Raw genomic sequence first — 16,723 nt, 5'->3', positions numbered from 1 at the left:
GTGCCGGGTTACTCGCCGAGCGAACCCAACAGGAACGACCCGAACACCATCTGCAGGCCAACGACCACAGCCACGGTGGCCACAACGTCGGCAACCGCGATCGGCAACGCACTGAATCCACTGGTCACCCACGTAACGGCCAGGTAGCCACCGTAGGCCAGCCCACCGAGGAACACGAGCGAGCCAATCGTCGCCCCGCGTTCGAGCGAAATCCGCTTCGTAAACCAGGTCGTAAACGGATCAGAGGCCCCACGAACCGGATCCGAAGACACCGTCGAGAAGGCTCCGAACAGCATCAGTTGAAACCCAGCGAGCGTCAGCAGGCCACCACCAATCCCGGTGTGAATGCCGAACTGCGCACCACCGATCTCCAGACCACTCCACGCGAGCACCAGCGCCAACACGCCAACCACAGACAGGCCGAAGCCGGGTGCCGAAAACAGGTAGCCGGGCGCATTGACCAACATAAACCGAACGTGTCGCCAGCCATCGGGGAAGCTCTCCAGGTTGGCCTCACCCTCACGCGGGTGATACGTAATCGGCTTCTCTTCGATCTCGAGATCCTTCGCGCCGGCCTCCATAATCATCTCGCTGGCGAACTCCATGCCCGTCGACGAACACTCCATGGTCTCCCAGGCGTCTCGAGTAAAGACACGCATCCCACTATGCGCGTCACTCACGCCAGCGCCGTAAAACACGTTCAGGAATTTCGTCAACAACGGATTCCCAACGTGTTCGTGCAGCGGCGGCATCGACCCAGGCAAGATTTCACCCTCCAGCCGCGAGCCCATGGCCATATCCGCATCACCGGACCGAACCATATTCAACAGCTTGGGAAGCTCCTTGAAGTCGTAGGTACAGTCGGCGTCGCCCATGGCGATGTACTGGCCGCGGACGCGCTCGAAGGCGTACAGGTAGGCGTAGCCGTAGCCCTTGCCGTCGGGTTCGATGACGACCGCACCATTCTCTGCCGCAATCTCGGGCGTGCGGTCGTCCGAGCTGTCGGCGACGACGACCTCGCCGTAAATCTGCATGTCCTCGAGGGCGGCTTTGACCCACTCGATACACTGGGCGATGCCGCCCTCTTCGTTGAGGGTGGGCATCACGACCGAGAGCGTGGGCGTGATCTCGCTGTCTGCGGACAGGAGCAACTCATCACCGCTGAGTTGGATATCCGATGCTGACGTACCGTGTTTGCCGTTACCCAGCTGTTTCGCATGCTGAGTGTCGTTGTGTGCGCTTGACGTTCCCATAGAGATTGACCACCTGTTTGTGAGCACCGCCGAATCACTGTGCAGTGTTCGGTGCACTCCACGAACGGTTTCTATTGTGTTGACTCGGAGAGGCTCGTAAAGAGTTTATCGTCTGAGCACTCTGTGTAGACAGAATATAATATTGATAATATATATGCGAAAACAATTTCGATGAATGAGTTTATGGGCGGGACGCGCCTGTATCGGCGTGTGTATCCCCTTGGCCACCTCGCATTCGGCTATCTCTCCGTCGTGGCCCTCGCTCGCGTGCGTGACTGGGAGTTCCGCTACCCTCACGGCCTGACGCTCGCCCTCCTCGCGATAGGGACGCAACTGCCGGACATTATCGACAAGCCGCTGGCCTACGCGGGCGTGCTCCCCAACGGCCGGTCGCTCGCGCATTCACTCCTCATCGTCGTCCCCGTCGTGTTCCTGGGCGTCCGGTATCTCTCGCGTCGAGGCTACGGAACTGAAGCGCGCGTGCTCGCGGTCGCAATCGGGTCGCACCTCCTCGGTGATTCGTATCTCCTTGTCGTCCGCCAAGAGTGGCGCGAACTCGGCTTTCTGTTGTGGCCCGTCGTCCCAGCCCTCCAGTACCCGAGCGACGACATCGCCCCGTGGGTCCGGATTCTCAACGCCGGCTTCGACAGCCCACAGATGCAGTTCCAGTATCTGTTGTTCGCCGGTGCCGCGACGATCTGGCTCGTGAGCGTCTATCGACGACGCCGGCGACCGGCGGCGTGACACTCCAAAGATATAACGTACATATGTTTGTTTCACAATCTAACAGGAGAGAATAGTTGGAATCCCAACTACTTTGTGTAGTGATCACAGTTATCATAGATGGGGTCGACAACGTCAGATCGGCACCCGACAACCCACAAACGCCCCACCAATCGATTGAGTCACCACGAAGGCGAACCGTCCGCCGACTCGGGAAGTTTCGATGGTGGCTCGGTCGACTCTCCCACCTTACTGTCTATTGTGTCGTTCGTGCTGCCGCAGTCCCACCAGCCTGCAACCAGACAGTACTCCGACAGAAATTTGTCAGTCGTTGACAACGTATAGAATCGAGAATTGATGCACGGGCAGACAGGGCTCACACGCCGCGACGCGCTCCGAATGGGTGGCACACTCATTGGGGGGAGCGCGCTCGCGAGCGGGACGGGACGGGCACAGCAATCGGCTTGGACAGGGTCACGACAACAAGGTACGTCACATCCGACGCATGACGCACCGAGCGGAAGTCTGACTCACGAATGGGAGTCTGCGGGCCGTTACAAAGAAAGAGCGGTAACCGTGGCTGATAACCAAATCTTCGCGATTCCCGCTGGTGGTGGTGCCGTGGACGCGCTGTCCCTCGAGACTGGGGAAGGACAGTTGGTAGTGACAACTGAGGCACGTACGCTGGGTGGACAGACGTTCGTAGACGATATCCTCTACATCTCTCACGATGGGGGCGTCACCGCGTTCGACACGACACGTGGAGAGGTGTGGTGGCAACGCAGTACTGGACTCGGCCAGCCAAGACACAACCCACTCGTCCTCGATGACTGGGTACTGGTTCCGAACGAACAACTCGGTGTCTACGATGCCGAGACCAGCGAGGTACTGTTTCGGTATGATGGCCACGGAAGTGGGCCTCTCGCGGCGACAACAGACCAGTTCTTCTGGCTGGATGGACGCACCATCCGTGCGTTCTCGGTCGAAGATGGGAGTCAAACGTGGGCTCGTCAGATACAGAGCGACGTGTATCTCACGGGCCCAAAGAGCATCGCTATCACGGACGGAACCGTCATTGGAGGCATCAACCATGGGGTTGCCGCCTTTGATGTCGACACAGGAGAACCTCGCTGGACTCACGACCTTGGTGAGAACCAAGGCTCGCAGTTCGCGGTGACTCCCGGGGCGGTGTACGTTGTGCGTGGATACGACAACACGGTCATCCAGAAACTGAACACGTCATCAGGCGAAGTGATGTGGCGACATCGACTCCCACCGAACGACGGTTCGGGTCCTCCCATCGTCGTCGGCACGACGGTTCTGATTATGAACGGCAATACGCTGATTGCGATTGATTCACGATCCGGAGACGTGCGCTGGGAACGCATCCTCGGCGATCAGTTCCCTATGGATCCACGTTTCGACCGGTCACCGATTACTGTCGCCGGTGACCAGTTGTTCGTTCAGTCGGCTGATGGTCGCGTGCACTCGTTCCGAACCGAGTTCGAACCGCTCCCCCAGACGAGCACGGGGATGGTACTCGGTGGTCTCGCGGGCGCGGCTACCGTCGCAGGTGTTGGCCTCCTGTCCCACTTGTGGGGTGGAGAATAGTGCCGTTCTCACGTCGCCAACTGCTTGCAACACTCGGTGGCGTCGTCGGTGGGGTTGCATTTGAGTCGACGCTCGGGCAAGCACAGGAACCACCGACTTCTGCAACAGACACGGACGTATTCGCATCGACTGCAGCACAACTCAATCCCCCCGAGACGTGGCCATCATTTCAGAACGGCCCCGCGAACACCGGTATCACCAGTCACTCACTCTCTGTCGACGACCTCGAGGTGGCGTGGAACGTACCGATCGGAGCCGACAGCTATTCGCCGGTCGTCGGTGACACGACTGCGGTAGTCACGACGCGTCAGGGAATGGTCACGGCAGTCGACACCGAGACGGGAGCCACGAAGTGGTCCCAGGAGTACGACAGTCGTATCGAGGGGCCGCCGGTCATCGCCAATGGGACCGTCTATGTCGGGGTGCTAGACCGCGTGTATGCACTCGGACTCGAAGAGGGAGACGAACAATGGACTGCGAACCCACCAGCGGGAATCCGTGCTGGTGGGACAGCCACGGAGTCGTCTGTCTTCTTTGGCACGGCGAGGGGCGTCGCCCGCTTCGACGCGGACACGGGCGATCTCGAGAACATGATTGGACATGGAGAGGTCGCCGGCGCACCTGCTGTCGTCGACGGGGTGGTGTACTACGGATCTACTGACGGCGTTTTTGCGGCAATGCTCACCGGACGTGAGCAGTGGCAGTTTGCCGACGGTGCCTATGTGTCCCAGTCTGTGACGGTCACCGACGACACCGTCTTCGCGACAACGCTTACCCCAGACAATGGGACGACGACGTTCCACGCACTCGACCGCACGGATGGAACCGAAAACTGGCGCTTTGAGTTAGAGACTCAGAATGACGTGTTCTCGGCGGCAGCGACCGACGAAACTGTCTTCGTCCGGCGTGATCCCACAACGCTTGAGGCGCGTCGCGTGAGCGATGGTTCAGTCGAGTGGTCGACAACTCATGAACAGGACGCGGCGACACCCACCAGTCTGGCCGTCAGCGCCGATACCGTGTTTGCTGTCTTCGGGGGGTCGCTGTACGCGCTTGATCGCGAAACCGGCAGCCAACAGCGGTCATTCGAGGGCGGCTACGCGCAGACACCAGCGATCAGCAACAATTCCTTGCTGGTCGTCCGCGGCGAGGAAGTCGTTACTCTTGAGTCGACGATACCCACGTCCGAATCAAGCGGTGGAGCACAACCAGCCGAGGAACCCGGGTCGACGGCAAGCCAGCTGGACGTACCATCCGGCGTGCCGACTGGATGGTTTGGGCCGCTCATCGGGGGTACACTTACCGCGGCATATACTGGGGTGTGGCGACGGTCGAAAGCGCGCCGAGACGAATACACGGTCAGTTCGACCACGCGTCGGCTGTCGATGCTGGGCTGGGTCGCTGTTGTCATGCTAGTGGCCGGTGCGGTCGGGCTGGCCACAGCGGCTCCCGAGATGCTCACGCCACGGCTGACAACTGCCGGGATAACCGCGGGGGTCGTCATCGCAATCGCCTTAGGTGGTGTCGGCGCGGCGATTGCTGGGTCGACCCGAGCGTTCCACTACACCGTGTTTGGCGTCGCGAGTGCGATTGCTGGCGTGTTCCTCGGATGGACGCTTCCCACACGATTCTGGCCACCTGCCAGCCTCGTGAGCGTCCCATCGTGGTTGCTGGTAGCGGTCCTCGCTGGGATACTCATCATTACTGGGAACACCGCGATCCTCTCGTGGTGGCGCGGGGGATCGGCCACCGCCCACCCGTCACAACCGACGGATGCGAGCGATGACGACGAAGCCGACACGGCGACTGACCAGGACGGAGACGGTGAGCCCGCAGCCGATGACGAAGAGCCGTCGGTCGACGAGCTGTGGGGCAAGGCAGACCGTCATCTCATCGCGGCTGACGACATACGTGAAGACGACCCTCAAGCGGCACTCGAAGAGTACGAACAGGCAGCAGAGCTGTTCGACAAACTCGTCGACCGAGTTTCGGATTCTGACGACCGGTACGAAGAACTCACGGCCGGACAGACGTTCGCTCACGACCAGGTCGAACTGCTCCGCGACGCACTTGACCAGTAGCCACAGGTAGTCTCACGAAGCCGTGGACTACCTCCTCAAATCTCTGTGAACGTGGTCGCGCACATTGAAGCAATACAAATGATTATTTTCATGCTTGCTGTATTCGAGACCGGGAGCACACGTGCGAGCACACGCTCCCTGCAATCCCCTCTATGATCGACGAGTCAACGACGATTGGCCGTTGTCCGGACTGCGAGACGGAACTGCACGAATATCACGTGTTAATCGAGTTCGAGACGGAAGACGACGAGACTGGCGTGTTTGCGGACTGTCCTGAGTGTGATGACGTCGTTCGGCTGAATCGGTAGAGCTTGAAGGTGCCGCTAGTCAGCTTCGGACAGCGTACTCAGCTCTCAAAAACAGATAAAATTGGGTCGTTACTGCGGAGCGGTCTGCTTCTGCAGGGTCGCGGAGTTGGAGCCCGATTCGGAGGTCCAGACGACGCGGATGACTTCACCGGACCACGTGGTATCCGTGGAACCGACAGTAATCAGCGCGCTATCCCCTGCGCTGACTTGGTCGCTGAAGGCCGTTGATTCGATGTAGTTCGTGCCGTCTGGGGCAGCCCCATCAATCGAGATGCTCAGTCGGTCGGCGTCAACTGCGTCACCAGATTCGTGGGTGATCGTCACTTGTGCCTCGTCAGCCGCCCCGCCGTCGTTGTCGAAGTCAAACCCGAAACTCGCCTGCGGTGCAGTATCGCCGACTTGGTCACCGAGGCCGAGAACGAACGTCCCGATGACGGCCGCGAGGATGACCGTAATCGCGACCATCAGGATAACACCGATAACCGGCGAAACAGCGGAGTCGTCTTTGAAGAGGTGTGTAAGTTGCATTGTATATTTCCTGTGCCCGAACAGATGGCTGTCGACGAGTAGTCGACACGTGTCGCACGCAACGAACAGATGACTCACCTGCTGCGTGTACGCGACCCCTGTGGGCTTACAACCAAACATATGTTGGGCATAGTAATAAAGATAGATTGAGTGACTGTCACATAGAACGAGACAATCACAAACACAGACAATTCGAGAGGAGACCCACCGAACCAACCCATCAGAACCAGTCTCACGAGCCGCCATTGTCACGCTCGTCCTGAATGTCTCGAATCGCGATAGTTATCTCTGAGCAACACGTTCAGGCTCTCATGCCGCTTGCGACGGAGCCAGCAGTCGCGCGGACGTACACAACGCCGGTCGACGACCCGTGGGAGTACGTACTGCAGTATCGCGAGACGTTAGACTACACCGCGGCCAACCCCGACAGGGGGTCGACCGCGGTCAGTACCACCCTCGACCTCCCACGGAGTCGCGTCCGCGAGTGGATGGACGGGAGCGTCCCGGACGTGGTCCGTGGGCTGAACACGGCCATCGAACGCGGTTGGTTCCCCGAGTCACTCCGCCAGCCAGCCGCGCGCGCACTCAACCGACTCGTCGCCGCAGTGTTCGCGACGGGGAGCATCGCCCTCGAGAACTACCGGCCGTCGTTCGTCGTCGACGACGCGACCCGCGACGTGGTCGCCGACGCGCTCACCACTCTCGGCGCGGGCCACCGAACGGTACACACTGACGACGACCGACGCGCGACCGAACTCGTCCCGCGACGCGACGCCGCGGTGTTGGGTCGCGTGCTCGCCGCGGCCGGTGCGCCGGTCGGGCCAAAGACCAGCCACGAAACGCTCAGGCTCCCCACGTATCTCGATGACGCGCCGCTGTCGATTCAAGTCGATTTCGTCGAACTCTATGTCGATAGCCGGGGGACCGAACTCGACGGGAAGGCGACGACCCCGCTACTCGAACAGCGAAGCGAGTCGTTTCGTCGTGAACTTGCGGCGCTCGTCTCGCGAGTGACCGACGAACCCGTCTCGGTCGGTACGAATGGCGTGTATCTGTCGGCGACGGCCGCGCGTCGACTCGGCGTGCGGTGACCCCGAACTGCCAGACTCCGCGAGAGTGAACATCGACGCGGTATGCCGTCTCAATCTGCTTCGAGTCCGTGAGTCCCGCGCAGAAAGACGAAGCACCGACTGAGTCGGTGTCCGAGTCTCGGATGCAACCTCCAAGCCCCTACGCGTGATATCTCCCCTCCAGAGGGGGGTATGGGCCGGCCAGCAATCGAACACCAGCGTCAGCCCAGATATTCGTAGAACATCAGCGTGGAATGGACGAGCGCGACTTGAATCGCAGTAATCACGAGAAGAACCACCCTACGGAGCCCCAACCAGCCAGATTCGCGCTCCGGAAGGTGAAACAGGACTGATGCTGCGAGGGTACTAGACCCAAGAAGTGCAAACGGAAGGATCCGATACGGCACGCGAAAGTACCCAACAAGGGGCCAGTAGGTGTGGAAGAGAGCGTACGGTGCCCACGGGGAAAACGGTCCCCAGGCGATGAGGACACAGATCCCGAACAGGAACGCAAACGGTGCCAACTGCCGGAACCGCTGTCGAGAGACGGTATAGAGCGTGAGCACACCGCCAACGACTAATAGCAGTCGGAAGATGAACTGTAGCTGTGCGTCCGCAGCGAAGAACTCGCCGATGACGTTCTGGACTTGGTACCACACGTAGCTGTCTGCTTGGAGTGTGGTCTGGCTGGTCGTTCCCGCTTGAATAAGCCGAAATCGTGCGTAGAGATACGGCGATGTCGCGATCGCAGCGAGGAGCGTCGCCGTGCCAAAACCTTTCCAGAACAACGCCGACCGGAACCCGGTCGCGCCGTACAATAGTCGCAAAAATACGTACAGCGGAAGGACGAAACTCAGATACGCGGAGTATTGCATCGATGAGAGAACTTGGATCCCAAAGGCAACAGCCAGCAATACGACGCTCTTGCCAACAAAGCCGGCTTCTGCGTGGACTCGCATCCGTTCAACGCTAAATAGGATGAGTGGAATCCACTGAATCTGCCATTGGTTCGTGTGGCCCATTACGTAGGCGTTGAACAGATAGAATGACGACATGTAGAGCACGCCGGCGAGCAGTGCGACCGCTCGCTCGTCGAGCACCGCTCGGACGAAGAAGAAGGTGAACACTCCCGCGAGAAACATCGACACGACGAAATACAGATTATGGAAGAGTATCGTCGAGACCGGGAGGGCCAGCGTCGTGACCATCCCTGCGATGATGTAGGTCGGGGGAATCGTGTAGTCTGAGAGGATAATGATCTGGCCGTTGCCAGCGAGCAGTCGGTCAACACCCCCGTCGATGGCCGCCATTGCGCCGAGGTGATCGATGTATTCGCTGCCTTTCGCTGGATGCTGAATCGTCCACGCGCCATCGTGAACGAACGAATACGTTGGGGGAGCAGTCAGATGGATCTGGTCTGGCACAAACAGCAGTGGGAACGCCAGGAGTACCGTGACGATTGCGAAAAACAGGACTGTAATCGCCCCCGTGGGTGGACGAACCACGTAGTCGGCGGAAACACGTTGGATAATCCGGTCAGCGACGCTCATGCGCGTCCACCACCCGTAATCGAGACCGGTGCGATGGGTTGTCGAGAGAACCGAAGTTCGCTGTACTCGCGTTCAGTCGGGACCACGACTTGGGACTGGAACATGTCACCGGATATCGACGCCGTTTGAGACGGTGCTGCGCCCGCGTCGTCAGTCTGTGACTCCGAGCAAACTTGGCTGACCGCACGCGACTCGTGACCACCAGTAGCCGTTCGGCCCGCAGACTCGTATCGATAGACGTTGACTGTCGTGCCGTCCATGAGCGTCAGTTGTGTGTGGGTCTGATTGAGCGACTGGAGGACACGGCTGTCTGTCGTCCACGCGGTAAGTTGGTCGCCGACATCGCCCGCTGCGAACATGACCACCCACACGGTATCATGCTCTGCAACCGCTGCTTCCATCTCGGTGACGTCCTGTGCAGTCAGGCGGTCAGGCGGTGGCATCGATACCGAGTTGACCTTGCTGAAGACATCGTAGTAACTGAGCGGGGTCTTCTCGACATCGGCTCCCCAAAACGTCTGGACGACGACGAGGTCGTCAGTTGTCGTCTCCGAGTCGAGACAGGCCATCGCTCCATCGATGTTTTCGACAGTCGTGTTGTTGTAGTGGTCGCTGAGCATAACGCCCGAGGCAACAACGAGGACCGCGACGACGAGGGCAGCGGCTGTATCGGTCTCGATGTTGTCGATTCCCTTCCCGACGAGGATGAACAGGCCAATGCTTGCCGGGGCAGCGTACCGGTAGAAGAACATCGGGACGAAGACGTACGAGAGAATGAACGGCACGACGATCGGGACGAGCACCAAGAGCGCCAACTGCCCGGCGCTATCGAGGTCCGTCAGTTCGAATCCGTCGACGGAATCGTGTCGGACGACCGCAGTAAAGACGAGCACGACGTAAATAAAGACCGTGACGATGGCGACGGGAACCGACAGCCCAGTCCCGTCAACGAGTGGGTACTGTCGGGCAACACCGACGAACTGCCGCACCAACTCAACGAGATTGTAGAGCGAGGGTGGTTGCAGCCACGCAATCAACGCCTGTGCCCCGTCGGATGACACAATCGCCGAGAGATAGAATGCCACGACGGGGATGGTACACAAGCCGATTAGGAACTGTGCACGCCCCCAGCGTCGCCAGTCGAGGCCGGTCCGGTCATCCGAAAAGAACACGTAGATGTTCTGTGCGAGGACGACGAAGACGGCCCAGAGGTGAGTGTAAACCAAGAGCACCGTCGCCGGGCCGTAGATAAGGCTCCCCCGGTGTGGGTTGGATTTCATGACCACAAACCCGTACCACGAGACCGCAGTCAAAAACGCGACGAGCGCATACATCCGCGTATTCTGTGCGTAGTGGACGTGGTAGACCGACACCGCCGTCACGAGCGCTGCTGCAAGCCCAGTTCGGTCATTGTACAGCTCAACCCCGAGGAGGTAGACTGCAACGACAGTTGCGACTGAAAACACCACCGACAGCGACCGAACACTGAGTTGTGACTGGCCGAAGAAGTCCATCCAATAATGCAAGAGGAGATAATGGAGCGGCGGATGCGTATCGTGGGTCACGAATAGCAGGTCTGCGACCGGGGCGCTCGCACGACCGATGGAGTAGAGTTCGTCGTTAAACAGACTCCACGCGGTGATGTTGTACAGTCGCACCGCAAGTGCGACCCCCACAATTACACCGAGTGCAGCAACGTTAGTCTGACGAGAGAGTGTCCAACGGCGACGCGATGGCTGGCCAGTCGCTTCGGTCGTGCCGGCCGACGTCACGTTCGTGTTGCGTCCAGCGTGCGCCGTCTTCACCCAGTGGAACTCACCGCGGTACGTGCGAACGAACGCGCGGATATCGGCCAGCCAATGGAGCACCCAGTAAAATGGGATCGTGGCGATGACCACGCTCGCTCGCCTAAGTCGCGTTCGGCGGGGATGCTTCGACGTCACCCAATACCCGATGCCGTATTCGACCATTGTCAGCCCCAGGAATCCCAGCCCGACCAACAGAAGGGACGTCGGCAGGGCGTGCCACGTATAGCCACCCAAGTTCGCTGCGAGTAGGATCGTGAACAGGGCGAGGATGTTGACGACGCCGAGGTGTGGGATCGCCGACTGTGTGTACAGATGGACCCGTTCACGGGCGCTGTCTGGCGGGTAGCGCAGGTAATGTAACAGCGTGTAGATCTTCCCTTTCTGCCACCGTGTCCGCTGGCCCATCCACGAACTCAGCGTGAGGGGAGACTCTTCGTCTGTCACCGGATCAGAGAGGTACGCGGGAGTAAAGCCGTTTTGCCAGAGGAACAGCCCTAACTCGAAGTCTTCGGTGACGTTCTCTGGATCCCACGGCCGTGCGCCAACAAGCTCGTGTTCCGTTGCCCACGCATAGTCCGCGTCACTCCACGGGTCGTCATAGCGCTCGCGGCGAGCGGCACTAATCTTCGACAGTACTGACCGGCGGAACAGGCAGGTCGTACCTCCCATCGGAATCGGGTAGTTCGCACCGAAAAACCGCGGGAAGATGACTCGATACCAGTAGCCGTATTCCGCACGGAAGAACGTATTGAGCCACCCATCGTCCTCGTTCACCATATCGAGGCGTCCCTGCAGGAAATCCACGTCGGCATCACGGAAACGCGCACTCGCGTCCGTGAAGATGTCGGGGTGGAACACGTTCTCTGCGTCGATGACTGCGACGACGTCGCTGTCTGTTTTCTCAAAGCCGTAATTGAGCGCTCGCGGCTTGTTCTGGTCACCCGGATAGCGCTCCGGCACACAGCATTCCGTAAATTCGTACTGCGTTTCGAGCGTTTCGAGCGTCGCCCGTGTCTCGTCATCATCCGGTTCCGTGAGAATCACCAGGTTGATGCTAGCCTGTGGATAGTCGGCCATTCGAACGGACCGAATCGAGTTCTCGATGACGCTACTTTCTGCGTAGGCTGGCAGGAGGACGTCGAACGCAAGCGGTTCTTCACGAGCGACGTCACTCCCACCGTCAGTCACTTTGCCGTCAGACTGGAGCATCCGCTCTGGGTGGGTCCCGCCCGCCGTCGCGGGAATAACGATCCCATCGAGGACACGGGAGACCAGCGCTTTCACGAGTGGGTAATGGAGATACAGATTCACCCACAGCCACGCCAGACTGAAGAGAACGCCCAGCAGGTTGAGGACAGCCCAGAACAGTTTCATGCATCGATCACCCCGTCGACACCACAGGCACGCTTGAGACTCGCTTCGAGCGAGACCTGTGGTTCCCACGCAAGTTCCTCGGAGAGTTTCGTACAGTCGGCGATCCCACCGTGGTTACGTGCTGCGAGTGGGGTGGTGTGGGTGATGTACTGCGGTTCAACTGTCACCTGCAGCTCAGTCGCGATCATCGAAACCAACTCGTTGAGCGAGACGGCTCGTCCAGAGCCGAGGTTGTAAATGCCGGTTAGCTGGTTCGCTGCGATTCCGACGAGCCCGCGAACGACATCGTCGACGTGGATGAAATCCCGCTGTTCGGAGCCGTCACCGTAGAGAATTGGTGGATACCCATGCGCAATCGCGTCCACCAACTGCGTGATTGTATTCGGATATGCGATCTTCGCGGTCTCGCTTTGGGGGGCTTCAGCATAGACAGAAAAGAGCCGAACCCCAGCCATGTTCAGCCCGTACTGTTCGGCAAAGTATCTCCCATAGTGTTCACGAGCGAGCGATGCCGCTTGAAGCGCCGTCGTCGGATGAACCACACACGTTTCCGTGACTGGTCGGTCCTGCTGCACGTACAACGACCCAGTTGAGGGATACACGACCGTCGAGCAACCGTCTTCGAGTGCCTGTTCAACGACATTGACGAACCCTTCTACTGCGACCGACACACCACGTCTTCGATCCTGCTCGTGGACTGTGGATGCTGAGAGATCAGCAAAGTGGAACACGATATCGACGTCAGTTGGCAGCTCATCGTCGAGCGTACTCCGCTCGTAGAACGTCACACGGTTTGGGACGTTCGCAAGGATACCAAACGAACCGTCGTCAATCGCAATCACGTCGTTGTCGGCAGCGAGCTGCCCTGCGACGTGCGAGCCGATGAACCCCGCGGCACCAGTAACGAGAATCTGCTTGTCCTGCATCGCTGCTCACTCCACACCCTCAGTCGTGCGACTGTTGTTCGGACGCTGTTCCGTCTCGTTCGGTGATCGAAACACCCGCGTGTCGCTCCCGAGGAAATTGACCCCCGCTCCTGCGAGAATGGCGAACAGGTTTGCGAGCAACGCAGGTGTGTTCACTGCCACGAACGCAGCGAGTGTGGCTGTGTAGACGAGAAACCCAACGAGAGAGACGGAATGAAAGCCCAAGTACTGGCGAACCGTGCTGCCAGCTGGGCGATCGTACGTCAGGACATAGTTGAGAGCGAAGTTCCAGTGGACAGCCGCAATAAACGCGACTACCCCCGCGATGAGAAAGTGGGCACCAAGGATGGCAGTACACACCGCAAATACGAACATATTGACGAGCGAACCAGTTGCACCGACCAGCCCGAACTCGGCACAGCGTACCGCTCGTTTCGGATCGATGCTGTCCGAAACCCCGCGTGAAGCCAGACTGAGTTGTCCGAGATGTTCGAGGAAGTTCTGATACTCGCGTGCGGTCAGCTTGCTGTCTCCTCGTTCGCGCTCAGAGAACACATAGGGGATTTCCGCGACGCGGTCGGGGTCGTAGTTCCCCTTTGCAAGCACTTCAAGCAGAATCTTGTATCCCTGTGGGTCCAAGTCGAGGTCGCGGATAACGTCCTGCCGAACAGCAAAGAACCCTGATAACGGGTCGGAGATGCCACGCGTTTCAGGGAGTGCAACGGCGGTACACATCGTTGCGCCTTTACTGACGATTTTTCGCCAGAGCGGCCAATTCTCGATGTGACCGCCGCGTACGTGACGACTCCCAATCGAGATATCAGCACCCGCTTCAAGCGCACCGACGAGTTCAGTGAGCTTTTCTGGAGGGTGTTGACAGTCACCGTCGATAACTGCGAGGTAGTCGTGGTGTGCATTGTCGAATCCGTCGACAACAGATTGCGCGAGCCCCCGATCAGCGGTCTGGCGGCGAATAACGCGGACGCGTTGGTCGTCACCAAAAAGGCGAGTTGGATAGAGCCACGTGTAGTCTTCTGAATCGTCATCGACGACAAGTATCTCCAGCGCTAACTGTGAGTCTGAAGCCGTCTTGAGACACCTGCCCAGGAGATGGCTGATATTGTCCCGTTCGTTGTAGGTGGGGACAACGACTGACACACCGTGTTGTCTCCTGCCGTGTGTTCGTTGACGAAACGAGTTGGCAGTCATGGTGCCTTGTCAGTCGCCCATGCGCCAGTTAGTTATTGACTTATTGTCACTTGAGCCTGATTTTTAAGTACATGTTTGTGAGAGAGCCTTATCAGAGAGACAATCCTCTATCTCTACCCCGTGATATTATCCAATAATGTCAATGGATAACACAAAATTAAGTCTGGTAGTCGGATTACAAATGTGTTGTTTAGCAGTATCTCTGACCGCACCCTCCCTCGTGAAGTGGCGCGACCTCGCGGCGCTCGTCTCACGGGTGACCGACGAACCCGTCTCGGTCGGCACCAACGGCGTGTATCTGTCGGCGACGGCCGCGCGTCGACTCGGCGTGCGGTGACGAGAGAGCCTTAACGCTCTAAATATATCTTTTCAGTAATTAGTTAGACTGTATGTACTGTGAGCGTTCTTATAGACGACGCTCTGCAACCCGAATATAAACGGGTAGCTTTATTCTCGTTCGAATTTAGAGTCTATGTAAGCAAAGTGGCTATGGCACCAACAAGCGAGGAGAAAACTCAACGAAAAAGTCTGTCGACACGCGAGTCGCAGGTACTGTCACGGCTCGCAAGCGAGAACAGACAGGTTATCTCTATTGGTGACATCGCGAACGCCCTTGATATCCCGCGGAAGTCGGCCAAGGACATGGCGTATGCGCTCAAAGAGAAAGGCTGGCTCGAGCGAATTGTACACGGGAAATATCTCATTATACCGCTCGCTGCGGGCGAGAATCCTGTCTATACCGAACACGAGTTTGTGATTGCATCCGCGCTCGTGGAGCCGATGTACATCGGATACTGGAGCGCGATGAATCACCACGGACTGACCGAACAGTTGTCCCGGACCGTGTACATCGTGACGACGACGCGTGCCCAAGAGCGTGAAATCCACGGAGTTACGTATCGGCCAGTAACGGTCACCGAGCAGAAATTCTTCGGCTATCAACCGGCTGCAGTCGGGACGAACCAAGTGAACATTTCGAGTATTGAAAAGACCCTCGTTGATTGTGCCGACCATCCGGAATTCTGTGGCGGCATCGGTGAACTTGCAAAGGCGATGCAGAACGCAGTTGACATGCGGTGTTCGTGGGGGCGAGTCATCGAATACCTGCGACGAGTGAGAAATGGTGCCGCAACGAAACGAATCGTCTACCTCGCCGATCAGTTGGATATCGATCTTCCTGGATACTCGAGCATCGTCGAGAACTTCACGACGGGATACCCGCTACTCGACCCAACAAGAAAAGCGAAGGGAACCCGTGACAGTAAGTACCAACTTCGATTGAACGTCAGCCCCGAATCGTTCCTCCCGGAGGATAACTCGTGATCTCGGAAGCACAACTACGAAAGTTGGCCAGAGAACTGGATGTTCGCCTCGGGTACGCGGAAAAGAACTACGTCAATTCGTGGATTCTGTGGGCAATCTATACGAGTTCCTACGGCGACAACCTGCTGTTCAAGGGCGGAACCGCGCTGAGCAAGTTGTACTTCCCAGAGACGTGGCGCTACTCGGAAGACCTTGACTTCGGTGTCGAGGGGGCGTATCTCGGGAGCAAAGCAGAATTGCAAGACACACTCGCGGATGCAGCCAGAGCCTCTGGTATCGATTTTGAGGTGACAAAGCACCGCGAACTACAGAAAGAAGCATATCCGACGCACTACGTCGATATCGACATCCAATACACTGCTGTCCTCGGACACAAGAACACGACGAGTCTCGACGTGATGATCGACGAATACGTTGCGTTTGGCTCCGTGGATCACCATCACCACTACGAAGATGTCCCCGAATTCAGGTTGACGGCATACAGTCTGGAAGAGATCTTTGCGGAGAAGTTGCGAGCGCTCTATCAGCGATCCCAAGCTCGTGACTACTATGACCTCTATCGAATGATCACCGAGGCAGAGATCAACGACTCGAGTATTCTCCCAGCATTTTCGAAGAAGTGTGAACACGATGGCCTGGATATCAAACTACGGGATGGGCTGCCAACCGCGAAACGGGACGAAATCCGTGACGGGTGGCAGCAGACACTCCCAGACTTGGTTGCAGATCTCCCAGAATTCGGTTCTGTGTTTGACATCCTCCCCGCCCTAAAGGGCGAGGATTCCCGAGCGGTGGGATATTAGGGTTCGCAACTCACCTGTTCGCTCGGTGCGAAACGCCCCGAGGTTTGGTTGAACAGGTGGACTGCTGGCCGTGCCAAACGACCGTTACTCATATCCTCCGTCGGAGGACTCTGAGTTATCTTCTGCGAATATTCACCGCGCCATTCACATCTGCGT

At 58.3% G+C, this 16,723-nt stretch carries 12 protein-coding genes and 1 pseudogene; 6 read left to right on the top strand and 7 right to left on the bottom strand.

Going from position 1 to position 16,723, the window contains the following annotated elements; translation table 11 throughout:
• Window positions 1-8: 8 nt before the first annotated feature.
• Window positions 9-1,253 carry a glycosyltransferase family 2 protein gene (locus ATB1_RS03600; protein WP_052367673.1) on the bottom strand — a complete coding sequence of 415 codons (1,245 nt, stop codon included), beginning with the start codon at window positions 1,251-1,253 and terminating at the stop codon, window positions 9-11.
• Between the two features lie 171 nt (window positions 1,254-1,424).
• Here ATB1_RS03600 and ATB1_RS03595 point away from each other — a divergent pair, with 171 nt between their 5' ends.
• The 3 genes from ATB1_RS03595 to ATB1_RS03585 all read left to right on the top strand — a co-directional run bounded on the left by ATB1_RS03595 (window position 1,425) and on the right by ATB1_RS03585 (window position 5,668).
• On the top strand, window positions 1,425-1,997 hold the full coding sequence (locus ATB1_RS03595; protein ID WP_241768026.1) for a metal-dependent hydrolase: 573 nt from the start codon (window positions 1,425-1,427) through the stop codon (window positions 1,995-1,997).
• Window positions 1,998-2,552: 555 nt separating this feature from the next.
• The gene (locus tag ATB1_RS03590; protein WP_042662303.1) at window positions 2,553-3,587 is read left to right on the top strand and encodes a PQQ-binding-like beta-propeller repeat protein; all 1,035 of its coding nucleotides are present in this window, start codon (window positions 2,553-2,555) and stop codon (window positions 3,585-3,587) included.
• Window positions 3,587-5,668 (top strand): PQQ-binding-like beta-propeller repeat protein, encoded by a 2,082-nt coding sequence (locus tag ATB1_RS03585; RefSeq protein ID WP_042662302.1) that lies wholly within the window; start codon window positions 3,587-3,589, stop codon window positions 5,666-5,668. The genes ATB1_RS03590 and ATB1_RS03585 overlap by 1 nt, the downstream gene beginning before the upstream one ends.
• 377 nt (window positions 5,669-6,045) lie before the next feature.
• On the opposite strand, the gene ATB1_RS03575 is transcribed toward ATB1_RS03585, so the two are convergent.
• Window positions 6,046-6,504, bottom strand: a complete 459-nt coding sequence (locus ATB1_RS03575; RefSeq protein WP_042662301.1) for a type IV pilin — start codon at window positions 6,502-6,504, stop codon at window positions 6,046-6,048.
• A gap of 311 nt (window positions 6,505-6,815) precedes the next feature.
• Between ATB1_RS03575 and ATB1_RS03570 the strand changes: the two genes are divergently transcribed.
• The gene (locus ATB1_RS03570) at window positions 6,816-7,595 is read left to right on the top strand and encodes a hypothetical protein (protein ID WP_042662314.1); all 780 of its coding nucleotides are present in this window, start codon (window positions 6,816-6,818) and stop codon (window positions 7,593-7,595) included.
• Window positions 7,596-7,795: 200 nt separating this feature from the next.
• Here ATB1_RS03570 and ATB1_RS03565 read toward each other — a convergent pair whose 3' ends face one another.
• From ATB1_RS03565 to ATB1_RS20170, 4 genes are read right to left on the bottom strand one after another with little or no spacing between them, the layout of a single operon-like run.
• Window positions 7,796-9,124, bottom strand: a complete 1,329-nt coding sequence (locus tag ATB1_RS03565; RefSeq protein ID WP_042662300.1) for a hypothetical protein — start codon at window positions 9,122-9,124, stop codon at window positions 7,796-7,798.
• The gene (locus tag ATB1_RS19675) at window positions 9,121-12,306 is read right to left on the bottom strand and encodes a glycosyltransferase (protein WP_052367671.1); all 3,186 of its coding nucleotides are present in this window, start codon (window positions 12,304-12,306) and stop codon (window positions 9,121-9,123) included. The genes ATB1_RS03565 and ATB1_RS19675 overlap by 4 nt, the downstream gene beginning before the upstream one ends.
• Window positions 12,303-13,232 (bottom strand): NAD(P)-dependent oxidoreductase, encoded by a 930-nt coding sequence (locus tag ATB1_RS03555; RefSeq protein WP_042662299.1) that lies wholly within the window; start codon window positions 13,230-13,232, stop codon window positions 12,303-12,305. Before ATB1_RS03555 ends, ATB1_RS19675 begins: the two co-directional genes overlap by 4 nt.
• A 6-nt stretch (window positions 13,233-13,238) precedes the next feature.
• Complete coding sequence (locus ATB1_RS20170) at window positions 13,239-14,441, bottom strand: glycosyltransferase family 2 protein (protein WP_082256250.1); 1,203 nt, start codon at window positions 14,439-14,441, stop codon at window positions 13,239-13,241.
• Between the two features lie 489 nt (window positions 14,442-14,930).
• Here ATB1_RS20170 and ATB1_RS03545 point away from each other — a divergent pair, with 489 nt between their 5' ends.
• A complete protein-coding gene (locus ATB1_RS03545) occupies window positions 14,931-15,764 on the top strand; it encodes a type IV toxin-antitoxin system AbiEi family antitoxin (protein ID WP_042662298.1) in 834 nt (277 codons plus the stop codon).
• On the top strand, window positions 15,761-16,567 hold the full coding sequence (locus tag ATB1_RS03540; protein WP_042662297.1) for a nucleotidyl transferase AbiEii/AbiGii toxin family protein: 807 nt from the start codon (window positions 15,761-15,763) through the stop codon (window positions 16,565-16,567). Before ATB1_RS03545 ends, ATB1_RS03540 begins: the two co-directional genes overlap by 4 nt.
• On the opposite strand, the pseudogene ATB1_RS22800 reads toward ATB1_RS03540, so the two are convergent.
• Window positions 16,564-16,723, bottom strand: a pseudogene (locus ATB1_RS22800) (RNA-guided endonuclease TnpB family protein); the annotation flags it as partial. The gene ATB1_RS03540 and the pseudogene ATB1_RS22800 overlap by 4 nt on opposite strands.

The organism is Haloferax sp. ATB1 (assembly GCF_000730175.1).
Note: the sequence above shows the minus strand (reverse complement) of the source record. Positions and strands in the feature narration are given on the sequence as shown.

What these genes read in the sequence shown, in the direction of transcription:
- ATB1_RS03555 (WP_042662299.1), bottom strand. Translation starts at nt 13,232, where the DNA reads ATGCAGGACAAGCAGATTCTCGTTACTGGTGCCGCGGGGTTCATCGGC.
- ATB1_RS03565 (WP_042662300.1), bottom strand. Translation starts at nt 9,124, where the DNA reads ATGAGCGTCGCTGACCGGATTATCCAACGTGTTTCCGCCGACTACGTG.
- ATB1_RS03600 (WP_052367673.1), bottom strand. Translation starts at nt 1,253, where the DNA reads ATGGGAACGTCAAGCGCACACAACGACACTCAGCATGCGAAACAGCTG.
- ATB1_RS19675 (WP_052367671.1), bottom strand. Translation starts at nt 12,306, where the DNA reads ATGAAACTGTTCTGGGCTGTCCTCAACCTGCTGGGCGTTCTCTTCAGT.
- ATB1_RS03575 (WP_042662301.1), bottom strand. Translation starts at nt 6,504, where the DNA reads ATGCAACTTACACACCTCTTCAAAGACGACTCCGCTGTTTCGCCGGTT.
- ATB1_RS03595 (WP_241768026.1), top strand. Translation starts at nt 1,425, where the DNA reads ATGAATGAGTTTATGGGCGGGACGCGCCTGTATCGGCGTGTGTATCCC.
- ATB1_RS20170 (WP_082256250.1), bottom strand. Translation starts at nt 14,441, where the DNA reads ATGACTGCCAACTCGTTTCGTCAACGAACACACGGCAGGAGACAACAC.
- ATB1_RS03545 (WP_042662298.1), top strand. Translation starts at nt 14,931, where the DNA reads ATGGCACCAACAAGCGAGGAGAAAACTCAACGAAAAAGTCTGTCGACA.
- ATB1_RS03570 (WP_042662314.1), top strand. Translation starts at nt 6,816, where the DNA reads ATGCCGCTTGCGACGGAGCCAGCAGTCGCGCGGACGTACACAACGCCG.